The 20,470-nt window shown below is 55.0% G+C and carries 22 protein-coding genes; 19 read left to right on the top strand and 3 right to left on the bottom strand.

Annotated elements, in window-relative coordinates; all coding sequences use genetic code 11:
• Window positions 1-15: 15 nt before the first annotated feature.
• From ACU6TU_RS16375 to ACU6TU_RS16365, 3 genes are read left to right on the top strand one after another with little or no spacing between them, the layout of a single operon-like run.
• Window positions 16-729 carry a DUF484 family protein gene (locus tag ACU6TU_RS16375; RefSeq protein WP_447142430.1) on the top strand — a complete coding sequence of 238 codons (714 nt, stop codon included), beginning with the start codon at window positions 16-18 and terminating at the stop codon, window positions 727-729.
• A 35-nt stretch (window positions 730-764) separates the two neighbouring features.
• Window positions 765-1,673 (top strand): tyrosine recombinase XerC, encoded by a 909-nt coding sequence (locus ACU6TU_RS16370; RefSeq protein WP_447144282.1) that lies wholly within the window; start codon window positions 765-767, stop codon window positions 1,671-1,673.
• Entirely contained in the window at window positions 1,670-2,407 is a 738-nt protein-coding gene (locus tag ACU6TU_RS16365; protein WP_447142429.1) for an HAD family hydrolase, read from the top strand. Before ACU6TU_RS16370 ends, ACU6TU_RS16365 begins: the two co-directional genes overlap by 4 nt.
• A gap of 128 nt (window positions 2,408-2,535) precedes the next feature.
• Here ACU6TU_RS16365 and yihA read toward each other — a convergent pair whose 3' ends face one another.
• Entirely contained in the window at window positions 2,536-3,174 is a 639-nt protein-coding gene (gene yihA, locus ACU6TU_RS16360; protein WP_447142428.1) for a ribosome biogenesis GTP-binding protein YihA/YsxC, read from the bottom strand.
• Window positions 3,175-3,471: 297 nt separating this feature from the next.
• Between yihA and ACU6TU_RS16355 the strand changes: the two genes are divergently transcribed.
• The 9 genes from ACU6TU_RS16355 (at window position 3,472) to dtd (ending at window position 11,533) form a co-directional block, all read left to right on the top strand.
• Window positions 3,472-4,101, top strand: coding sequence for a c-type cytochrome (locus ACU6TU_RS16355; protein ID WP_447142427.1), 630 nt, complete (start codon window positions 3,472-3,474; stop codon window positions 4,099-4,101).
• Window positions 4,102-4,272: 171 nt separating this feature from the next.
• The gene (locus tag ACU6TU_RS16350; RefSeq protein ID WP_447144281.1) at window positions 4,273-4,905 is read left to right on the top strand and encodes a thiol:disulfide interchange protein DsbA/DsbL; all 633 of its coding nucleotides are present in this window, start codon (window positions 4,273-4,275) and stop codon (window positions 4,903-4,905) included.
• A 79-nt stretch (window positions 4,906-4,984) separates the two neighbouring features.
• Entirely contained in the window at window positions 4,985-5,803 is an 819-nt protein-coding gene (locus tag ACU6TU_RS16345; RefSeq protein WP_447142426.1) for an endonuclease/exonuclease/phosphatase family protein, read from the top strand.
• A 117-nt stretch (window positions 5,804-5,920) separates the two neighbouring features.
• Window positions 5,921-6,481 carry a TRAP transporter small permease subunit gene (locus ACU6TU_RS16340; RefSeq protein ID WP_447142425.1) on the top strand — a complete coding sequence of 187 codons (561 nt, stop codon included), beginning with the start codon at window positions 5,921-5,923 and terminating at the stop codon, window positions 6,479-6,481.
• Window positions 6,481-7,887, top strand: a complete 1,407-nt coding sequence (locus ACU6TU_RS16335; RefSeq protein WP_447142424.1) for a TRAP transporter large permease — start codon at window positions 6,481-6,483, stop codon at window positions 7,885-7,887. The genes ACU6TU_RS16340 and ACU6TU_RS16335 overlap by 1 nt, the downstream gene beginning before the upstream one ends.
• Window positions 7,888-8,107: 220 nt before the next feature.
• Entirely contained in the window at window positions 8,108-9,217 is a 1,110-nt protein-coding gene (locus tag ACU6TU_RS16330; protein WP_447142423.1) for a TRAP transporter substrate-binding protein, read from the top strand.
• A 156-nt stretch (window positions 9,218-9,373) separates the two neighbouring features.
• Window positions 9,374-10,204: a bifunctional hydroxymethylpyrimidine kinase/phosphomethylpyrimidine kinase gene (thiD, locus tag ACU6TU_RS16325; RefSeq protein ID WP_447142422.1), complete on the top strand. Its 831-nt coding sequence runs from the start codon at window positions 9,374-9,376 to the stop codon at window positions 10,202-10,204.
• A gap of 266 nt (window positions 10,205-10,470) precedes the next feature.
• A complete protein-coding gene (locus ACU6TU_RS16320) occupies window positions 10,471-11,043 on the top strand; it encodes a chalcone isomerase family protein (RefSeq protein WP_447142421.1) in 573 nt (190 codons plus the stop codon).
• A gap of 52 nt (window positions 11,044-11,095) precedes the next feature.
• Complete coding sequence (gene dtd / locus ACU6TU_RS16315) at window positions 11,096-11,533, top strand: D-aminoacyl-tRNA deacylase (RefSeq protein ID WP_447142420.1); 438 nt, start codon at window positions 11,096-11,098, stop codon at window positions 11,531-11,533.
• Here the strand turns inward: dtd and ACU6TU_RS16310 are convergent.
• Window positions 11,530-13,497 carry an ATP-binding cassette domain-containing protein gene (locus tag ACU6TU_RS16310; RefSeq protein WP_447142419.1) on the bottom strand — a complete coding sequence of 656 codons (1,968 nt, stop codon included), beginning with the start codon at window positions 13,495-13,497 and terminating at the stop codon, window positions 11,530-11,532. The two genes, dtd and ACU6TU_RS16310, sit on opposite strands and share 4 nt — an antisense overlap.
• Before the next feature lie 29 nt (window positions 13,498-13,526).
• Here ACU6TU_RS16310 and ACU6TU_RS16305 point away from each other — a divergent pair, with 29 nt between their 5' ends.
• The 7 genes from ACU6TU_RS16305 to ACU6TU_RS16275 all read left to right on the top strand — a co-directional run bounded on the left by ACU6TU_RS16305 (window position 13,527) and on the right by ACU6TU_RS16275 (window position 19,843).
• Complete coding sequence (locus ACU6TU_RS16305; protein WP_447142418.1) at window positions 13,527-14,108, top strand: TIGR02444 family protein; 582 nt, start codon at window positions 13,527-13,529, stop codon at window positions 14,106-14,108.
• 227 nt (window positions 14,109-14,335) lie between these two features.
• Complete coding sequence (locus ACU6TU_RS16300) at window positions 14,336-15,367, top strand: TRAP transporter substrate-binding protein (RefSeq protein WP_447142417.1); 1,032 nt, start codon at window positions 14,336-14,338, stop codon at window positions 15,365-15,367.
• A 141-nt stretch (window positions 15,368-15,508) separates the two neighbouring features.
• The gene (locus tag ACU6TU_RS16295; RefSeq protein WP_447142416.1) at window positions 15,509-16,087 is read left to right on the top strand and encodes a TRAP transporter small permease; all 579 of its coding nucleotides are present in this window, start codon (window positions 15,509-15,511) and stop codon (window positions 16,085-16,087) included.
• 30 nt (window positions 16,088-16,117) lie between these two features.
• Entirely contained in the window at window positions 16,118-17,401 is a 1,284-nt protein-coding gene (locus tag ACU6TU_RS16290) for a TRAP transporter large permease (RefSeq protein WP_447142415.1), read from the top strand.
• A 29-nt stretch (window positions 17,402-17,430) separates the two neighbouring features.
• Window positions 17,431-17,874, top strand: coding sequence for a universal stress protein (locus ACU6TU_RS16285; protein WP_447142414.1), 444 nt, complete (start codon window positions 17,431-17,433; stop codon window positions 17,872-17,874).
• Between the two features lie 186 nt (window positions 17,875-18,060).
• The gene (locus ACU6TU_RS16280) at window positions 18,061-18,738 is read left to right on the top strand and encodes an FKBP-type peptidyl-prolyl cis-trans isomerase (RefSeq protein ID WP_447142413.1); all 678 of its coding nucleotides are present in this window, start codon (window positions 18,061-18,063) and stop codon (window positions 18,736-18,738) included.
• A gap of 7 nt (window positions 18,739-18,745) precedes the next feature.
• Complete coding sequence (locus ACU6TU_RS16275) at window positions 18,746-19,843, top strand: PHB depolymerase family esterase (protein ID WP_447142412.1); 1,098 nt, start codon at window positions 18,746-18,748, stop codon at window positions 19,841-19,843.
• On the opposite strand, the gene ACU6TU_RS16270 is transcribed toward ACU6TU_RS16275, so the two are convergent.
• Window positions 19,840-20,469 (bottom strand): SCO family protein, encoded by a 630-nt coding sequence (locus tag ACU6TU_RS16270; protein ID WP_447142411.1) that lies wholly within the window; start codon window positions 20,467-20,469, stop codon window positions 19,840-19,842. The two genes, ACU6TU_RS16275 and ACU6TU_RS16270, sit on opposite strands and share 4 nt — an antisense overlap.
• Window position 20,470 lies beyond the last annotated feature (1 nt).

Raw genomic sequence — 20,470 nt, 5'->3', positions numbered from 1 at the left:
AAATGGAGAACGGTGATGTCTCAAGCCCCTGAGCCACGCAAGACGCTTGACCCGGAACAGGTAGCGTTCTGGTTGGCCCGTCATCCCGATTTTTTTGTGGGTCGGGAAGGCCTGTTGCAGCAGCTCAAAGTGCCGCACCCCAACCTTGATGGTGCGGCGGTTTCGCTGCTGGAACGGCTGGTGCTGGATCTACGCAGCCGTGCGGATACGGCCGAAGGGCGGTTGGAGCAGTTGCTGGAGACTGCCCGGCATACGGAAACTCAATACCGTCGGCTGCGTGAAACCCTGCTGGCATTAGTGGAGGCGCAGGACCGCGACATGTTGGCACAGGCATTGGCAACGCAGATGAGCGAACGCTTTGCCACGCCCGCGTTGTCGCTCTGGTGTCCGTCCGCGTTAAGCGATGAAGAGCCGACACCGCCGCAGCCGCCGCGCCATGTGCTGGATCAGCGTGCCAGTGCGCGACTGGCGGCGTTGCTGGATGGCCGCACCAGCCGCTGTGCCAAGCTGGGTGTCAGTGACTGGAAATGTCTGTTACCCCATGTATCACCGCCCAAAAAGGCAGGTTCCTGTGCGGTCACCCGGTTAAGTGCCGGGGAACCCATGGGCTACCTGTTGTTGGCAAGCCCCGACCCGGAGCAGTATCGCGCCAGCATGGATACGCTGTTCACTGAGTATCTGGGTGATATCACGGCACGTCTGCTAGTGCGCCTTGGGCCGGGGGCCTAAGCGATCTGTCATCCACAGGAGATCACGTGACGGTACTGAGTGAACAGATCAGACAGTTTCTGGAGGTGCTGGCCCAACATGCCAGCGCTGCCACGCTGGATGCTTACCGACGTGATCTGGCCGCGCTGGATGCCTTTGCTGATGCCCGTGGTATTACGGATGCCGCACAGCTGGATATCGCTGCGTTACGCGCGTTTCTCTCCAGTGAACGCAGCCGTGGGCTGGCACCCCGCAGCCTGGCCCGTCGCCGCGCCGCGTTATCGCGTTTCGCCGATGACTGCGTCACGCGTGGCATTCTGGCAGATAACCCGGTCAAACTGCTGCGCACTCCCAAGCAGCCCAGCCATCTACCGCGCCCACTGGATGTCGATGTGTTGGCGCATTTTCTCGACACGCCCCACGATGAAACGCCATTGGCCTATCGCGATCAGGCCATGCTGGAACTGCTTTACTCCAGCGGCCTGCGTCTGGCGGAATTGGCCGCGCTGGACATCAGTGACCTTGAGAAGCAGCGTGTGCGGGTGATGGGAAAGGGCGCAAAGCCTCGCCAGATGCCGGTAGGGCGCCGTGCCCAGCAGGCATTGGTAGCCTGGCAGCAAGTCAGGCCCGAGTTGGCAGTGGCGGGTGAAAATGCCCTGTTTGTCGGCCAGCGAGGTCGTCGCCTGGGGCACCGGGCCATTCAGAAACGCCTGGCCCAGCTCGCAATCGCACGAGGGCTACCGGAACACCTGCACCCACACCGGCTGCGCCATTCCTTTGCCAGTCATCTGCTCGAATCCAGCCAGGATCTGCGGGCCGTGCAGGAGTTATTGGGTCACGCCAATCTATCGACCACCCAAGTTTACACACGGCTTGACTGGCAGCACCTGGCGGCCAGTTATGACGCAGCGCATCCACGTGCTCGACGCCGTACCAATGCCACAGATTCACCGCCTGAGACTTGATAATGCTGGAAGCGATTACGTTTGACCTGGATGACACCCTCTGGGATAACCACGGCGTGATGGCGCTGACCGAAGAGGGCCACTACCGCTGGTTACTGGACAGCCTGGGTGCCTGGTTAGCGGCGCGTCATGCTCCGCCACTGGGCGTGAGTTATGCTGCGGGTCTGGCAGATTACCTAAAGCGTCGCCAACAGCTGGCAGAAGCCGTGCCAGAACGTCGCGGTGACTTCACCTGGCTGCGCCTGCGGGCACTGGAAGCCCAGCTGGAAGCGAACGGCATTGCGCGCAGCACGGCTTTAATGTGGGCAGCCGCTGCCATGAACGAATTCCATCGTCTTCGGGTTCAGGTGACTCCTCACCCGGAAGTCGAGCCGTTATTAACCACGCTGCGTCAACGCTATCGCCTGGCGGCCATTACCAATGGCAATATACATTTAAAGCGCCAGCCGCTGGCAGGTTACTTCCCTGTTGCCATTGCTGCCGGTGAGTTGCTTGCCCCCAAACCTGACCCCAAGCCGTTTCTGACGGCGCTTGCACGGCTTGGGGTGGCGCCTGAACAGGCCCTGCATGTGGGTGACTCGTGGGAGGAAGATGTGTTGCCCGCTCAGCGCCTGGGCATGCGCGCGGTGTGGATCAGTGAGCGTGATGATCAGGCCTTGCCAAAGCGCGTTGAACGTATTGCCCATGTGAAGGAGTTGGCCGAGCTCCTGAACTGGATTGAAAAACGCGCGTGATAGCCGACGGGCTAAGGGGTATGATTCATTTAGCGGACAGATTCAGCGGACAGGATGCACAGCTGGCGAGATAGTTATCAAAATAGTTATTCAAGACAGTTATTCAAGACAGTTATTCAAGATAGGCATCAAGCGTTATCGGGCAGTGCCAGCCACTGGTCAAGGCGTTTTGCAAGCGGGGCAAGGCCGTCTTTCTTCAGTGCCGAAAATAGCTGAACAGAGACCAGGTCTTCCCATTCGTGAAGCTGAGAACGCACTTTTTGCAGAGACGCATTGGCGGGCCCTTTTTTTAATTTATCGGCCTTGGTAAGCAGAATATGCACCGGCATGTTACGTTGGTCAGCAAAACCCAGCATCATCTGGTCGAACTCGGTAAGCGGATGGCGTACATCCATCAGTAGCACCAGACCGCGTAGGCTGTTACGTCCGCGCAGGTAATCGGAGAGGTGGCGTTGCCATTCCAGCTTGACGGCTTCAGGGACCTTGGCGTATCCATAACCCGGTAAGTCAACCAGCCGCTGAGTGGTGTTGTTCATCAGGCCGAAATAGTTGATCAACTGGGTACGCCCTGGCGTGCGTGAGGTTCGAGCCAACGCTTTTTGCTGGGTAAGTGCATTGATCGCACTGGATTTCCCAGCGTTTGAGCGCCCGGCAAACGCGACCTCTGCGCCACTGTCATCAGGGCATTTTGCAAGGGTCGGCGCGCTTGTCAAAAAGCGGGACGTGGTATAATTGAGTGCTGGAAAAGAAGCGGGTGATTCAGTCATCGGTGACATCCTGGCGAAAACAGAGCGCTGAAAAGCGCTATGAAGCGTAACATAAGCACGAAAAATACCCCTAAAGCAGGTCAGGACTTGCATTCCCGCCGCTGGGGTGATTCGTTATAATACGGTTTGTTTATATCTGCGACCTGGGGCGCTAGTGTACCATCGCGTTCTAACCGTCAGCGACAATTCACTTGGTGCGTTGTTTGCGGCAGGCAGAGCTGACCCTGGTAATTTGCTGAACCTGGGCAGCGCCCGGGATGCGTACCAGTCACCAACTAACGGCATAGTGGAATAGCAATGAGAAAGTTACTGGCAGGCCTAGCAATTACCATGGGTGCCGTTGGCACCGTTCAAGCTCAATCACAGGAATTACAGATCAACGCAGACCCGAATGCGGGTCGCGAACTGGCAACCAGCTGTGCCGCGTGTCATGGCCAGGAAGGTATCAGTATGGTTGGTGCCTTCCCTAATCAGGCGGGGCAGCAGATGTCCTATCTGGCCAAGCAGATCATGGACATTCGTGACGGTCGTCGTGAAGTGGCACAGATGGCGGGCCAGGTCGATGACTATTCTGACCAGGATGCCTGGGATGTCGCGGCGTATTTCGCCAATATGGACCCGAATATCGGGCAGGCCGAAGACGACGCCGAACTGCTGGCGCGTGGTGAAACTCTCTACCGTGCTGGCGACATGGGCAAAGGCATTCCAGCGTGTACGGCATGTCATTCCCCGACTGGCCAAGGCATCGGTACAGCGGTATATCCCGCGCTTTCCGGCCAGCATGCCGAGTACACTGTTTCGACACTGCAGGATTTTGCGGCAGGCGAGCGTCACAACGATCCTAATGCCATCATGCGTGATATCGCGTCGAAAATGAGCGATCGTGACATGGAAGCGGTCGCCAACTATGTACTGGGCTTGCACTGATTTTCATTAAGTCAGATTTATCAGATTTAATGGCACCGGCTCAGCGTGAGACGATGAGAGGCTGCTGATTGCAAAGGCAAACGGCAAATGAACCATAAGGCGGCGTGGGCGGTCTTATGGTTCACTCGTTTATGAGTTATGGGTTTATCTGCTGAGTGGAGAATATAAATGATGTTAAAAGCGCTGATGATAGCGGCGGCGGGTCTGGCCTTTTCAACGGCTGCCAATGCTCAGGAACTGGTTGAAGGGCAGCATTACGAACGCCTGGAAACCCCTGTAGAAACCGTGGTGGAAGACGGTCAGATTGAAGTCACCGAAGCGTTCTGGTTCGGCTGCCCGCATTGTTACCGCCTGCAGTCATCCGTTGATCAATGGTATGAAACACTGGAAGACGATGTCAGCATTGTCAAAATGCCTGCAACCATGGGTGGCGACTGGAACACCCATGCCACGGCATTCTATGCGGCCCAGCAACTGGGTATTGAAGATGAACTGCATGCCGATTTCTTCCATGCTGTGCACGAAGACGGTCAGACACTGACCGATACCGATGATATCGCGGCGTTTTTTGCTGACTATGGTGTCAGTGAAGAAGAAGCGCGTGACGCATTAACCTCTTTTGGCGTGCGCAGTGACGTCAGCCGTGCTCATAGCCGCATGCGTGATATGAAGCTGATGGGCGTGCCAGCGCTGATCATTGACGGCCAGTATCTGATCTCGCCCAGCAGTGCGGGCAGCCTGGCCAATATGCCGCAGATTGCTGATGCGTTAATCACGCGTATTCGTGAAGACCGTACCGAGTAACAGGATAGTCCAGGGCCTGTGTCTCGGCCGTGAAAAAACGTTAATAGGCCCGAACACGATCTGAATGGAGTGCTTGCTGATGAACCCACCGGATGCCCGGTCACCGTCGCTTGCCGATGGCCACCTGCGTCTGCTGACGTTCAATCTGCAGGTGGGTATTCAGACATCTGCCTATCACCACTATCTGACACGCAGTTGGCAGCACGTCCTGCCACATCCTGAGCGCAACCAACGTCTTGAAATTATCAGTGATGTGCTGGGGCGTTTTGATGTGGTGGGTCTGCAGGAAGTTGACGGTGGCAGTTTTCGCTCCGGCCGCGTCAATCAGGTTACCTACCTGGCCGAGCGTGCCGGTTTTCCTCACCATTTTCAGCAGCTTAACCGTAACCTGGGGAAAATTGCCCAGCACAGTAACGGCCTGCTTTCCCGTCTGAAACCGTCGCATATTGAAGAACATCGCCTGCCGGGCGCACTGCCGGGGCGTGGTGCCATTCATGCGCGTTTTGGAGACGGGCCTGATGCGCTGCATATATTTATCGCGCACCTGGCGCTGAGTCATCGTGGTCGGGTACGTCAGTTCAACTACCTGAGCGACCTGATCAAACCGTTGCGCCATGTGGTCGTCATGGGAGATCTGAACTGTACGCCTGAGCAGATTCACGCCCACGCGCGTTTCAGCGAATCCCTTCCGCTGCATCCGGTAAAACCTTTACTGAGCTATCCTTCCTGGCAGCCTCGCCGGGCGCTGGATCATATTCTTTTGTCGCGTAGCCTGGAAGCGGTTGATGTACAGGTGCTCGACCACCTCTTTTCAGATCATTTACCCCTGGCGATTGACCTCCCTCTGCCGGACGCATGTCTTGCCACACTGCGTGGTGCTTATCCCGCTAAAGTATGAGGTAAACGTCGAAATCACGTGAGAAATACCATGAAGACGGCACTGCATTGTTAAGGCAGATGCGGTATTGTCTGTTGCGCGGTTTTTTCCCCAGACGCTGGCTACGAGACACTTCCCATGTCGCAGACTTCACAACTCCCCCCTTTGATCAGTGCATTGGATCGCGCTTCAGAGTGGTTCGGGCGAACCCTGGCCTGGCTCATCATTCTGATGATGCTGGTCCAGTTTGCTATTGTGCTATTACGCTACATCTTTTCGGTCAACAGCGTGTTCATGCAGGAAACGGTGATGTACATGCATGCGGCCGTTTTTATGCTCGCGGCGGCCTATACCCTGCGCCACGACGGGCACGTTCGCGTTGATATCTTTTATCGCAAGATGGCGCCACGCGGTCAGGCGCTGGTCAATCTGTTTGGTATTCTGCTTCTGATGATGCCAGTCATGGTGTTTATCATCACTTCCAGCATGGGTTACGTCAGTAGCTCGTGGCGCATTCTGGAAGGCTCGCCCGACTACGGTGGTATTCCCGGTGTTTTTCTGCTGAAAAGCCTGATTCCTCTGTTTGCCCTGCTGATGCTGGTGCAAGGCGTGATTGAGCTGATTCGTAATTTTTATATTCTGACCGGGCGTATCGTGCCGCCTTCTACAGGCGAAGAGCATCTTGAGGAGCGTGTCTGATGATGGAATTTATGCCGCTCGTTCTGTTTGCTGTCATCTGTATTGTCCTGATGTTCGGCTTTCCCGTGGCGTTTTCGCTGTCGGGCACAGCGCTATTGTTCGCCGGTCTAGGCATGGGGCTTGAGTCCATTGGGGTTGATGCCAACTTTGATGGCGGCTACCTCGCTGCTTTGCCCAACCGGCTCTACGGCATCATGACCAACACCACCCTACTGGCGGTGCCGTTATTTGTGTTGATGGGGGTGCTGCTGGAAAAGTCAAAAGTCGCTGAAACCCTGCTGGATGCCATGGCGCTGCTCTTTGGTTCGCTGCGTGGTGGCCTGGGTATTTCCGTTACGCTGGTGGGCATGTTGATGGCCGCTTCCACCGGCATTGTCGGGGCAACCGTGGTGACCATGGGGTTGATGTCGCTACCGACGATGCTGAAGCGCAACTATTCCATGTCGTTGGCCACCGGAACCATCTGCGCCACGGGAACCCTGGGCCAGATCATTCCGCCGTCCATTGCACTGGTGCTGTTGGGTGATGTTTTATCGTCTGCCTATCAGCAGGCGCAGCTGGATATGGGGATCTTCAGCCCGAAAACCGTTTCGGTGGGTGACCTGTTCATGGGTGCGCTGGTGCCCGGATTAATCCTTGTCGTACTTTATATGCTGTATATCGCCTTCATTGCCTGGCTTCGCCCGCACCTTGCTCCGCCGGCGGACCGTCAGGAGCTGATGGAAGAGCTGGGTCATACCTCAGGTATCGGTTGGCTGCTGTTGAAAGGCTTGGTACCGCCGGTTGTGCTGATTGTGGCCGTATTGGGCTCGATCCTGACCGGCTTTGCCACGCCAACGGAAGCCTCTGCGGTGGGGGCCTTCGGTGCCCTGGTATTGGCGCTGGCCTATCGGCAGCTGGACTTGGCCACCTTGAGGGACGTTCTGCGCTCGACGGCCCATGTTACTACCATGGTGTTCATGATTCTGATTGGCGCGGCGCTCTTTTCGCTGGTATTCCGCGCCTATGGCGGTGAACATCTGGTGACTGAGCTCTTCGAAGGCATGCCGGGCGGTGTCGTCGGCGCCACCATTATCGTCATGCTGGTGATTTTCCTGCTGGGCTTTATTCTTGATTTCATCGAAATCACTTTTGTCGTGGTGCCGATAGTCGGGCCAATACTTCTTGCTATGGGGCTTGATCCCATCTGGCTGGGTATCATGATTGCGATCAACCTTCAGACCTCATTTCTGACACCGCCTTTTGGTTTCGCGCTGTTTTATCTGCGAGGTGTTGCGCCGCCTTCGGTACCGACATCGGCCATTTACCGTGGGGTGATTCCGTTTATCCTCATTCAGTTGGGCATGTTGCTGATGCTGGCGCTCTACCCGGGCTTGGCCACCTGGCTGCCAAGTCAATTTGGTTAAATCGGATGGACCAAACCAAGCGATTCCTCGCAGGCGAGCCACGTCGCTGTGCCTGCGAGGGTTGATGAAAGGTTTAAGTTGATGAAAAGGTTAAAAAGCTTTACTGAGTCGGGTATTGCACTATTGGGCATTACCCATTAAAAGTTAACAGTGGATTTTCACGCCGTCGCGTTGCGGTGGCGTTATTTCAACCTGAAAACAGTAATAAAAAGGGGTTCGTATGCAGCTTAAAACGTTGACCGCAGCAGTTGCCATGACAACGGCAATGTCGGCCGGCATGCTGGTAGTATCCAGCCTGGATAATCAGGCTCAGGCGCAGGAAACCTTCAGCTGGAAGATGGTGACCTCATGGCCGAAAAACTTTCCAGGTGTTGGCCAGGGGCCGGAACGTCTGGCCGAACTGGTCGAGACAATGTCGGATGGCCGTTTGACCATTGAAGTCTTCGGTGCCGGGCAGCTGGTACCCGGGTTTGAGGTCTTTGATGCCGTATCCGAGGGCACCGCCGAACTTGGTCACTCTGCTTCCTATTACTGGAAAGGCAAGGCGCCCGAAGCACAGTTCTTTGCGGCAGTGCCGTTTGGCATGAATGCCCAGGAAATGAACGCCTGGCTGCACTTTGGCGGCGGCATGGAACTGTGGAACGAAGTTTATGAGCCGTTTGGGGTCGATGTCATGGTCGCTGGTGCTTCCGGCGTTCAGATGGGCGGCTGGTACAACAAGGAAATCAACTCTCTTGAAGATCTTGATGGCCTGAAAATGCGTATGCCGGGTCTGGGCGGCGAAGTGATGAGCCGCATGGGCGTTGCCATCGTTAATATGCCGGGCGGTGAAATCTTCACGTCGCTGCAATCCGGTGCCATTGATGCCACCGAGTGGATTGGTCCATACAACGATCTGGCATTCGGCCTTCACCAGGCGGCAGATTACTACTACTATCCGGGCTGGCACGAGCCGACGGTGATGTTTGAAACCATCGTCAACGAAGAAGCGCTGGCCGAGTTGCCTGCCGACTTGCAAGCTATCCTGACGACGGCAGTGCGTGATATCAACGCCAACGTGTTGGATGAGTACACCGCGCGTAATAACGATGCACTGGAAACTCTGGTCAACGAGCATGAGGTTGAACTGCGGCGTATTCCTGACGAAGTACTGGCTCAGGCGCGTGAGCATTCAGAAGATGTCGTGGCTGAGCTGGCGGAATCCAGCGACCTGGCAACGCGGATCCATGAATCCTATCGTGCTTTCCAGGATAAAGTAGAAAACTATCATGCCATTTCCGAGCAGGCGTACTACAACGCCCGTAATCCGGAAAGTGATACCACCGAGTAAACACATCGGTGAGTCATGACGGCTGCCTTCGGGTGGCCGTTTTTGTGTCTGCACCGTTTTTATCTGCGTCGTTTTTATCAGCATCGTTTTTTCTCTGCAATGTGCCCCTGGCCTGGGTATGCTGGCCAGCACAATGGAACGTGAACAGGACCGTTTATGGCAATCAAGCAAGCTTCCCCATCAGTGAAAAATGTTTTAACCATCGCCGGGTCGGACCCTTCGGGTGGCGCGGGTATTCAAGCAGATATCAAAACCTTTTCCGCCCTTGGCACCTATGCCACCAGTGTTATTACGGCGTTAACCGCGCAAAACACCCAGGGCGTACGAGACGTTTTTCCGGTTCCGGCAACGTTTATAAGTGAGCAACTGGAAACCTTGCTGGATGATGTTGAACTCGACGCGGTAAAAATCGGCATGGTGGCCAGTCGTGACGTTGCCGAGGTCATTGCTGATGCGCTTTCTCAACATCGCCCGCGCTGGGTCGTGTTGGACCCGGTAATGGTCGCCAAAAGCGGTGATGTGCTGGTCGATGATGCCGGTATTCAGGCGGTGCGGGATATTCTTGTGCCATTGGCCGACGTCATCACCCCTAACCTGCCTGAAGCGGCAGTGCTGCTCGGCTGCGATACGCCCACGTCAGTGGATGAGATGGAAGCCATCTTGCCTGCATTGACGCGTCTGGGGGCACCTTACGTGATTCTCAAGGGTGGGCACTTACAAGGCGCTGATTGCCCCGACCTGCTGGCGACGCCTCAGGGCCACACCTGGTTACCGGCGCCACGTATTAATACGCAGAACCTGCATGGCACCGGGTGCACGCTGTCGTCAGCGGTGATGGCCTGCCTGGCTAAAAAGCCCGAAGATGCACCCGTGGAAGAAGCAATTCGCACGGCCAAGCAGTGGCTTCATGCCGCGCTTGAAGCCAGTGTTCGTCTAGAGGTCGGCAAGGGGCGCGGGCCTGTTCACCATTTCCATGAATGGTGGTAGTTCGGGTGAGTCGAAGTCGTGAATAGTGAGTGGTGAGTGGTGAGTGGTGAGTTGTAGGGTGGATTCCCGGCGTCATCCGCCATTCACACAGCTCGCTTCAAATAATGAAATTCAGGGCGGATGAACGACGCAATCCACCGTTTCCTCGGTGATTGTACGAAACATGAAAGGCACCGCTTGGGATTGAACAGGTGTAGGCTATGCGGAACTTATACGCTGAATAATGGTAGGTATAAGAGTCTTTCATTATCATCGGTGGAGGTTTTATGTGGATTCATAAAGGTTTTGCAGCTGTACTGACAGTCGGGCTGCTTCTGGCTACAACCGCTGTCGCACAGGCACAAACCGTTACCGAAAACGGTGAATCGTTTAGCCGTACGGTGGATGCGTATGGACAGCGCTATGAGTTGATTGGCAGCGGTGTATTCAAGTACATGATCTGGACAGCCTACGCAGGCGCCTACTATCAAGTTGAAGGCGAAACAGACCCCAAGCCGTTGGATGACATACCACGTCGACTGGAGCTGGCTTACTTTCATGCCATCGAGGCTGAAGACTTTGCTGAAGCCACTCGCGAAACGCTGGAAAAAAACCTGACACTGTACGAATTTAATCAGGTCAGAGACGATGTTGAGTTCATCAATGACAGCTACCGTAGCGTGTCGCCCGGTGACCGCTATATATTGAGCTGGGACGGTAGCCAACTGCGTCTCGCCCTGAATGATGAGGTCGTGTATACCGGTGATAGCGCCGAGGCGGCCAGTGCCATGTTCGGTATCTGGTTGGGAGAACGTCCGTTAGGCGAGGGGTTTCGAGATGCGCTGCTGGGGCAGCGTTAGGCGCGTTTTGCTGTCACGTAACGTGCCGTGGGCAGCCAGACAATGAGGAAATATGAAAGCATTAATTCAGCGGGTTAGCCGGGCCAGCGTTGAAGTGGACGAGCAGACCGTGGGACGTATCGGCCGTGGTTTGCTCGTACTGGTAGGCGTAGAAAAAAACGACACCGACGCACAAGCGGATAAACTGCTACACAAGTTACTGCATTACCGTGTCTTCAGTGATGCACAAGGTAAAATGAACCTGAATGTACAGCAGGCAGAGGGCGAGCTACTGCTGGTTTCCCAGTTCACCCTGGCGGCAGATACCCATAAAGGGCTGCGGCCGAGTTTTTCCAGTGCCGCCTCGCCGGAAGAAGGCGAGCGGCTGTTCAACTATCTGGTGGCCCAGGCAAAGCTAACCTCTACGCCTATCGCCACTGGTGAGTTTGGCGCTGACATGCAGGTTGCGCTGATCAACGACGGGCCGGTCACCTTTCTGCTGGAAAGTTAAGACGCGTCACTGTTTTCAGCTTCCAGCATGGCGGCTTCCATGGCTTCAAGCTCTTCCTCTGCGGCTAGCCAGCGCTGTTCGGCGTCGTCCAGGCGCGCTTTAATTGCAGCCTGTTTGGCCAGCACATCGGTCAGTTCCGCCTTGCGGCTGGCGTCGGTGTAAAGCTCTGGGTCAGCCAGTTGTTCCTCAAGTGCTGTCAGCGCTTTCTGCTCCTGCTCCATGGCGTTCTCGGCCTTGTCACGGGTCTTCTTCATTGGCCTGAGTTTTTCACGCATTTCAGCGGCGGCCTTACGTGCGGCTTTGCGGGCGTCACGGCTATCACCGCTGGCCTGCTGGTCTTGCCGGTCACTTTTGTCGCTTCGTGCATCGCGTCGTTGAGATTCCAGGCGCTCTTTCAGCCACTGGCGGTAATCCTCCAGATCACCGTCGAAAGGTTCGACCCGGTTATCCGCCACACGCCAGAATTCATCTACGCTGGCACGCAGCAGGTGACGGTCGTGGGATACCAGAATCACCGTGCCTTCAAAACTTGCCAGCGCTTCGGTGAGCGCTTCACGCATTTCTAGATCAAGGTGGTTGGTCGGCTCATCAAGCAGCAGAAGGTTAGGTTTCTTCCAGGCCACCAGGGCCAGTGCCAGGCGGGCTTTTTCGCCACCGGAGAAGGTGGCAACTTCGCCAAAGGCATCATCGCCAGCAAAACCGAAGCCGCCCAGAAAATTACGGATTTCCTGATCGCTGGCAGTCGGTGATAGGCGTTGTACATGGACAAAAGGGGTCGTGGTGATATCCAGGCTTTCCAGCTGATGCTGGGCAAAGTAGCCGATGGCCAGATGCTCACCCGGTGTGCGTTTGCCTGCCAGCAGCGGTAACTGGCCGATCAGGCTCTTGATCAGGGTGGATTTGCCTGCGCCGTTAGGGCCGAGTAGCCCGATTCGGCTTCCCGGCAACAAGGTCACGTTAACGTTATCCAGCTGAACGATATTGCCGTCGTTGCTCTGATACCCCAGCTGCGCCTGATCGAGCACCAGCAGAGGGTGCGAGGTTTTGTCGGCAGCCGGGAGGCGGAAGTGGAAGGGGGAATCTACGTGAGCAACGGCGATTTCGCCCATGCGTTCAAGCATCTTGACGCGGCTTTGCGCCTGACGGGCCTTGTTGGCCTGGGCTTTGAAGCGATTGATAAAGCGCTCAATCTCCTCACGCCGGGCTTGTTGTTTGGCGGCCTCGGCCTGCTGGAGCGCGAGTTTTTCAGACCTTGTGCGTTCAAAGCGCGAATAGTTGCCCCGATAGAGTTCTACACTCTGATGGTGCATATGCACAATGTGGTCACAAACGGCATCCAGAAAGTCACGGTCGTGAGAAATCAGCAGCAGGGTGCCGGGGTAGCGGGTCAGCCACTGCTCCAGCCACAGCAAGGCATCCAGGTCCAGGTGGTTGGTGGGCTCATCAAGTAGTAACAAATCGGAAGGCATAAACAGCGTGCGGGCGAGATTGATACGCATACGCCAGCCGCCGGAAAAATCCGATAGCGGGCGCTTCAGGTCCGCCTGCACAAAGCCCAGGCCCACCAGCAACTGAGCCGCGCGGGATTCCGCCCGATAGCCGTCGAGCGTCTCGATCAGGCCGTGGAGCTCCGCTTCCCGGTGGGCGGCACCGGAAGCTTGTGCGGCGGCCAGGTCGGCTTCTGCCTGGCGCAAGGCAAGGTCGCCATCCAGCACGTAATCGATAATGGCACGGTCGAGGGCTTCGACTTCCTGAGCCATGTGAGCAATGCGCTGGTTGCCACTTATTTCGATTTCGCCTTGATCGACGCCTAGCTCGCCAAGTAAAAGTTTGAACAGGCTGGATTTTCCTGTCCCATTGGCGCCAATAATGCCGGCTTTAACGCCATCATTGAGCGTGAGGTCAGCGTTATCGAGTAGCCGTTGTGTGCCGCGTTGCAGCGCGACCTGGCGCAGTGCGATCATGCGTTCTCCCGTAAAGAGGTTAGCGATTCATGGGCAATTCTACCCGATTGACAGCACTTCAGCAGGATTCCCTTTGGGACTTTGCACAGCGCTTTTATGCGTTGCCTGATGTAGAAGCGGCATGTCTGCGCCTGCAAAATGAAGATGGCGTGGATGTCTGTGAACTATTATTGCATTGTTGGTTGCTGATTTATGGCGTTAAGGCTAAACCGCAAGCGTTAGCCATTGAATGCCTTGAAAGAAGACGTTGGCAGGGCGAAGTGACAGCGGTGTTGCGCCAGTTGCGACAGGGGCTAAAAGACGATGCAGAGCGCGCTGGTGCTGAATCTGGGGTGGCAGAGCTGCGTGGAGTGATTAAAAAAGCGGAGTTACTGGCTGAACGTGAAAACCTTCAACGCTGGCAGCAGTGGGGGCAGTGCCATGAAAATGTGCTTGAAATGCTGCCCAGTAAACAACGAAGCCTGCAAGAAGTCGTGAATTTGCTGAAGTTAAGTATTTTTTCGCCGCAGATCGATCACATTGAGTGTGAAGGGGGTCAGGTCTCTGATGAGGTCGAAAATGCCTGGATCATGATTGTCTACCGGCTTGACCCCTTGATTCGAGCGCGCTAGCCTGAAAATCATTGGTTTTTAATTAATTGCAGTTTTGTCCGATGATATTCAGCGATAGGTTGTCGATTCAATAATTGTGAATAAACAATCAATAGGGTGCTACATTTGTTGATATCAGCGGAACGAGCGACAGTAACCTGACCAAAATCTTGTTGTTGGTTCATCAAGTATCAAGGCAGGTTCATGTGCAGGTAGATAGCGCACACCACTGGAATGGGGAATAACGCATGAAGGCAACTAAGTCTGTTACTACCAAGCTACTCACGACGGCAAGCGTCAGTGCCTTATTAATAGGGCTTTCGGGTGGTGCGTCTGCGGACAATTGGCGTTACGCCCACGAAGAATATGAAGGTGATGTTCAGGACGTCTTTGCTCACGCCTTCAAAGATTACATTGAAGATAATTCTGATCATTCCGTACAGGTATATCGTTTCGGTGAGCTCGGTGAGTCTGACGACATCATGGAGCAGACGCAGAATGGTATTCTGCAGTTTGTAAACCAGTCGCCTGGTTTCACTGGTTCACTGATTCCTGAAGCGCAGATTTTCTTTGTGCCTTATCTGTTGCCGACCGATGAAGAAACCGTTGTTAAGTTCTTCAACGAAAGTAAAGCCATCCACGAGATGTTCCCGGAACTCTACGCTGAACAGGGACTAGAGCTTCTCAAGATGTATCCGGAAGGTGAAATGGTCGTGACAACCGACGAGCCGATCAGCTCGCCGGAAGACATGAACAACAAGAAAATCCGTACCATGACTAACCCCCTGTTGTCGGAAACCTACGACGCCTTTGGCGCCACGCCGACACCACTACCCTGGGGTGAAGTCTATGGTGGCCTGCAGACCGGCATCATCGACGGTCAGGAAAACCCGATTTTCTGGATCGAGTCAGGCGGGCTGTATGAAGTGTCTCCGCACCTGACGTTTACCGGCCATGGCTGGTTTACTACAGCCATGATGGCCAACCAGGACTTCTACGAAGGCCTTTCCGAGGAAGAGCAGCAGCTGGTGCAGGATGCTTCAGAGCATGCCTATGATCACACCATTGAACACATCCTGGGGCTGGCTGACGAAGCGCTCGCCAAGATTCAGGAAGCCTCTGATGAAGTCACGGTAACGCGTCTTTCTGAAGAGCAGATCCAGGCATTCCGTGAGCGTGCGCCTCAGGTAGAAGAAGCCTTTATTGAAATGACCGGTGAGAGCGGTAAAGAGCTTCTGGATCAGTTCAAAGCTGACCTTGAAGCTGTTTCCAACGATTGATTCTATCGGAGTGATTTTGCCAACGCAGTACTGAATAAAGGGGCAGCACAAGCTGCCCCTTTTTGGTTCACGCAAGCATGGTGAACCATGTGAGAAGAAAAACAGTGCAGCGAAAACAGCGTGGTGAAAAGGAGTCTGGCGATGACTGAAGAAGAAGCCGAAAAAAATTATCGTTCTGGTTTGCCGGGGTTTCTCGGGGTACTTGATACCTTTATCAGCAAGCTGGAGGCGGCAATTCTGGCGTTGGGTGTCTTGTTGATGGCGCTTAATACGGTCACCAACGTGATTGCCCGGTTTGTGTTTGGTAACAGCATCATGTTTTCAGGCGAACTCAACCGCATTCTGATTATCATGATTACGTTTGCAGGCATTGGCTATGCCGCTCGCCATGGGCGTCATATTCGTATGTCAGCTATCTATGATGCACTGCCTGTCGGTGGGCGTAAGGTGTTGATGATCTTTATTGCCCTGTTCACCTCTCTGGTGATGTTTTTCCTCTGCTACTACTCGGTTTTTTATATTATTGATCTGCAAAGTAAAGGTCGTGTACTGCCGTCTCTGCAGCTACCTATCTGGATCATTTATGTCTGGGTGCCGCTGGGCTTTTTGATTACGGGTATTCAATACCTTCTGACAGCCATCAAAAACCTGACAACCCGTGACGTATATCTTTCGACTGGCGTTGTGGATGGCTACAAGGATACGGAAACTGAAGTCTGACGCAGGGGTCTGCACCAAAGGGGAAACACTATGACAACGATAATGGTCGTCACCATGATAGGCCTGCTGCTGCTAGGCTTTCCCATGATGATTCCACTGGTTACCGCTGCGGTAATCGGTTTCTATATGATGTTCAATGGCCTCGGCCAGATGGAGACGTTGATCCAGCAGATGATGGCGGGGATTCGTCCAGCGTCGCTGATTGCGGTACCCATGTTTATTCTGGCGGCGGATATCATGACACGCGGGCAATCCGCCAATCGCCTGATCGAGATGGTAATGTCGTTTATCGGCCACGTGAAAGGTGGTTTGGCCGTCAGTACGGCAGCTTCCTGTACGCTATTTGGCGCGGTTTCTGGCTCCACCCAGGCAACCGTGGTGGCGGTTGGTTCGCCGTTGCGCCCGAAAATGCTGAAAGCCGGTTATTCCGACTCGTTTACGTTGGCGCTGATCATCAACGCCAGTGACATTGCCTTTTTGATTCCGCCGAGCATCGGCATGATTATTTACGGGGTGATTTCCGGTACGTCCATCGGCGAGCTGTTTATTGCCGGTATCGGGCCAGGCCTGATGATTTTGATGATGTTCTCTGCCTACTGTATCACCTATGCCATCATCAAAGGCGTTCCCACCGAGCCCAAATGTACCTGGCGTGACCGTGCCAAAGCGGTGCAAATGGCGCTTTGGCCATTAGGTTTTCCGGTCATCATCGTCGGTGGTATCTATGGCGGTATTTTCAGCCCTACGGAAGCGGCGGCGGCCTGCGTACTGTATGCCATTCTGCTGGAGTTCGTGGTCTTCCGCTCGCTGAAGATAAACGATATTTATGCCATTGCGAAATCCACCGGTTTGATCACGGCGGTGGTCTTTATCCTGGTAGCAGTAGGTAATGGCTTCTCGTGGATTATCTCGTTTGCACAGATCCCGCAGGCCATTCTTGAGGCCGTCGGGGTTAATGAGGCTGGCCCCACGGGCGTATTGATCGCGATCTGTATTGCCTTCTTCGTGGCCTGTATGTTCGTGGACCCTATCGTGGTCATTCTGGTGCTAACGCCCATCTTTACACCGGCGATTGAAGCAACGGGCCTTGATCCTGTGCTGGTGGGTATTCTGATCACGCTGCAGGTGGCGATAGGGTCGGCAACACCGCCCTTCGGGTGTGATATTTTCACGGCTATTGCGATCTTCAAACGGCCTTACTGGGATGTGATCAAAGGTACGCCGCCGTTTATTTTCATGCTGATTACAGCGGCTGCGCTACTGATCATGTTCCCACAGATTGCACTGTTCCTGCGTGATGTTGCCTTCCGCTAAGCCGTTAACCGCCAAAAGGAGACAGGCTAATGTTCAACCGTATTCTTATCCCGGTAGACGGCTCCAAAGGCGCCTTGAAAGCGTTGGAAAAAGCAGTGGGGTTGCACAAGCTGACCGGCGCCGAGATGTATTTTTTGTGCGTTTTCAAGCATCACAGCCTGCTGGAAGCATCGCTTTCCATGGTGCGCCCCAATAGGCTGGATATCCCGGATGATGCGCTGAAAGAATACGCCACCGAAATTGCTGTGTATGCCAAGTCCCATGCTGTTGAGCTGGGCGTTGATGGCAGCCTGGTACGTGCTTTTGTCAAAGGTGGCCGGCCATCGCGTACCATCGTGCGTTTTGCACGCAAGCGGGAGTGCGATTTGATCGTGATCGGTGCTCAAGGGACGAACGGCGAGAAAAACCTGCTGCTGGGGAGTGTTTCCCAGCGCGTTGCCGGTGCGGCACATTGTCCGACCCTGGTCGTGTAATCGCCCCAACTTTTGGGACTAACCGTTGTCGTAAATAACACCCGCGGCCTCAGGAAGATGCACCCTGAGGCCGCGGGTGTTACGCTTTAAGACACTTTTTAGGTAGATAACGGTTAAGATAGATCTCTTTTTAGACAGACGTATTGATATATTCTGTTAACTACCATTTTTGATGTAAGGAACGCCATGAAAACGTTTTTTTCTACTGCACTGCTAAGTACTTTACTGGTTGCCCCGTTTGCCGCTGCCGCGCCTGAAACTGACGAAGAGCGCCTGGCTTACAGCCTGGGGGTAACGTTGGGGGAAAGCATGCAGGCAGATATTGCCGACCTTGATGTTGATACCTTCACGTCTGCGATGCGTGATGTGTTTGAAGGCAATGAACTGGCGCTAAGCGATGATGAAATGGCTCAGGCATTGGCAAGCTTCCAGGAACAGGCAATGGCCGAGCGTGAAGCAGAGACGGCGGCAGTTGCACAAGCCAATCGCGAGCAGGGCACGGAGTTTCTTGAAGAAAATGCCGAGCGCGAAGAAGTCGATGTCACTGACTCTGGCTTGCAGTATGAAGTTCTTGAATCCGGTGATGGCGCAACGCCAAGCGCGGAAGATACTGTCGAAGTTCATTATGAAGGCACGCTTCTGGATGGCACTGTGTTTGATAGTTCCATTGAGCGTGGTGAACCAGTGAGCTTCCGTGCAGATCAGGTTATCGAAGGCTGGCAGGAAGCGCTGCAAATGATGAGCGTTGGTGACACCTGGATGCTCTACATTCCCTCTGATCTTGCCTATGGCGAGCGTGGCCAGGGGCCGATCGGGCCGAATGAAGTACTGACCTTCCGCGTTGAACTTCTCGGCATCGAGTAACCACATCATGTTGAAAACCACCGGTAACGCCCCCTCAGCAGCAACCTGGCTTTTGTTAAGTGCCGCCCTTGCCAGCTACTCGCTGCCTGCGGCGGCTCAGGAGGATGAATCCGCGCCGGGTGCATTACCTGCCGTCAGTGCGGCGGAAACAGATGTCAGTGTGGTTGGGGTGTCCTCGGGTGGTTACATGGCCATGCAGCTGGCGGTTGCCTGGCCCGAGCGTTTTGCCGGTGTCGGCGTGCTGGCGGCAGGGCCCTGGAGCTGTGCTCAGGGCTCGCTCAGTCTGGCGCTGAATCAGTGCATGATGACGCGCCGTGGGCTGCCGTCGATTGATGCGCTGAATACCCGTTGGGCCAACTATCGCGAACAGGGTCAGGTAGGCAGTGAAAGCGCCCGCAGCGCATTGCGTGCCTATGTCTGGCACGGTGAAAGCGATAGCGTGGTTGACCCGGCACTAGGTGACCTGCTGGCCGAGCAGCTGCAGCAGTGGCTGGCAGATGAGGAACAACTCAAGGTGGCGCGCAGCCCTGAAACAGGTCACGGTTGGCCAGTGAAGCTGATGAATAATGCGGTGGCACTCTCACAGCCGTTAGGTGATTGCCAGTCGGGTGGCGGTAGCCACCTGCTGGCGTGTGAGGAAAATATTGCCGCCGATATGCTGAACTGGCTGCACCCTGATGCTGACTCGTCAACCTTGTCCTCCGCCGCCAGTGGTGAGCTGCTTGCCTTTGATCAGAGCGATTTCGATGCCAAGGGGCTGGCAGATAGTGGTTATGTGTATCTGCCAGAAGGCTGCCAGGATGGCAGTTGCGAAGTGACGATTGCCTTGCACGGTTGTCAGATGAACGCTGAGCAGGTGGGTGACACCTTTGTACGTGACACCGGCCTGAATGAGTGGGCTGACCAGCACGGGCGAATCATTGTCTATCCTCAGGCTGAAAGTACCTTAGCCAACCCGCAAGGGTGCTGGGACTGGTGGGGATTTGCGGAAAGTAGCTGGCAGCTTAACCCGCTGCATGACACTCGCCAGGGTTCTCAGGTGAGCGCTCTGATGGCGATGTTGACACGCCTGCAATCTTCCGCCGCCGAGACGGAAACCGATTAACTGCCCAGCGTGGCTTTTAATGCGCTGACCAGCGGTGCCGCGTTGGGGGCATACAGAACGCGTTCAAGAATCCTGCCGTCACGATCGACCACATAAAGCGATGAACTGTGGTCGATGGTGTATTCCATTGCTGAACTTTCTGCGTCGACCCGCCGCCATATCACGCCATAACGCTCAGCCAGCGCTTCCAGCTGCTGCTGAGAGCCGGTGGCGCCAACAAAACTATCGCCAAAAAAGCCCATATATTCTTTCAAGCGTTCCAGGCTGTCGCGTTCAGGGTCCACGGAAATCATCAGTGGCACCACGCGTGCGCGCTGTTCTTCCGTCAGCTCAGCAAGCGCCTGCTTTTTAATCGCCTGATTCATTGGGCAGACATCCGGACAATAGGTATAGCCGAAGGACACCACGGCGACCTGATCCTGTTCCAGCTGGGTCAGGGAAAAGTCTCCGCGTGTCGATGGCAGCTCAATGGGGCCGCCCGTCAACCCGTTGTTCTCCTGTTGAGCGGAAGCATTAGGGTTGAAAACATAGTGGTTAAGGCCAAAAGCACCGACAGCCACCAGAATCAACACAAATACACCGCTGCTAATCAGCAGTGTAAAGCGGCGGGAAAACCTCTGTGACATA

This window comes from Halomonas sp. LS-001, from assembly GCF_052983955.1.
This window is presented reverse-complemented; position numbering and strand designations above follow the sequence as displayed.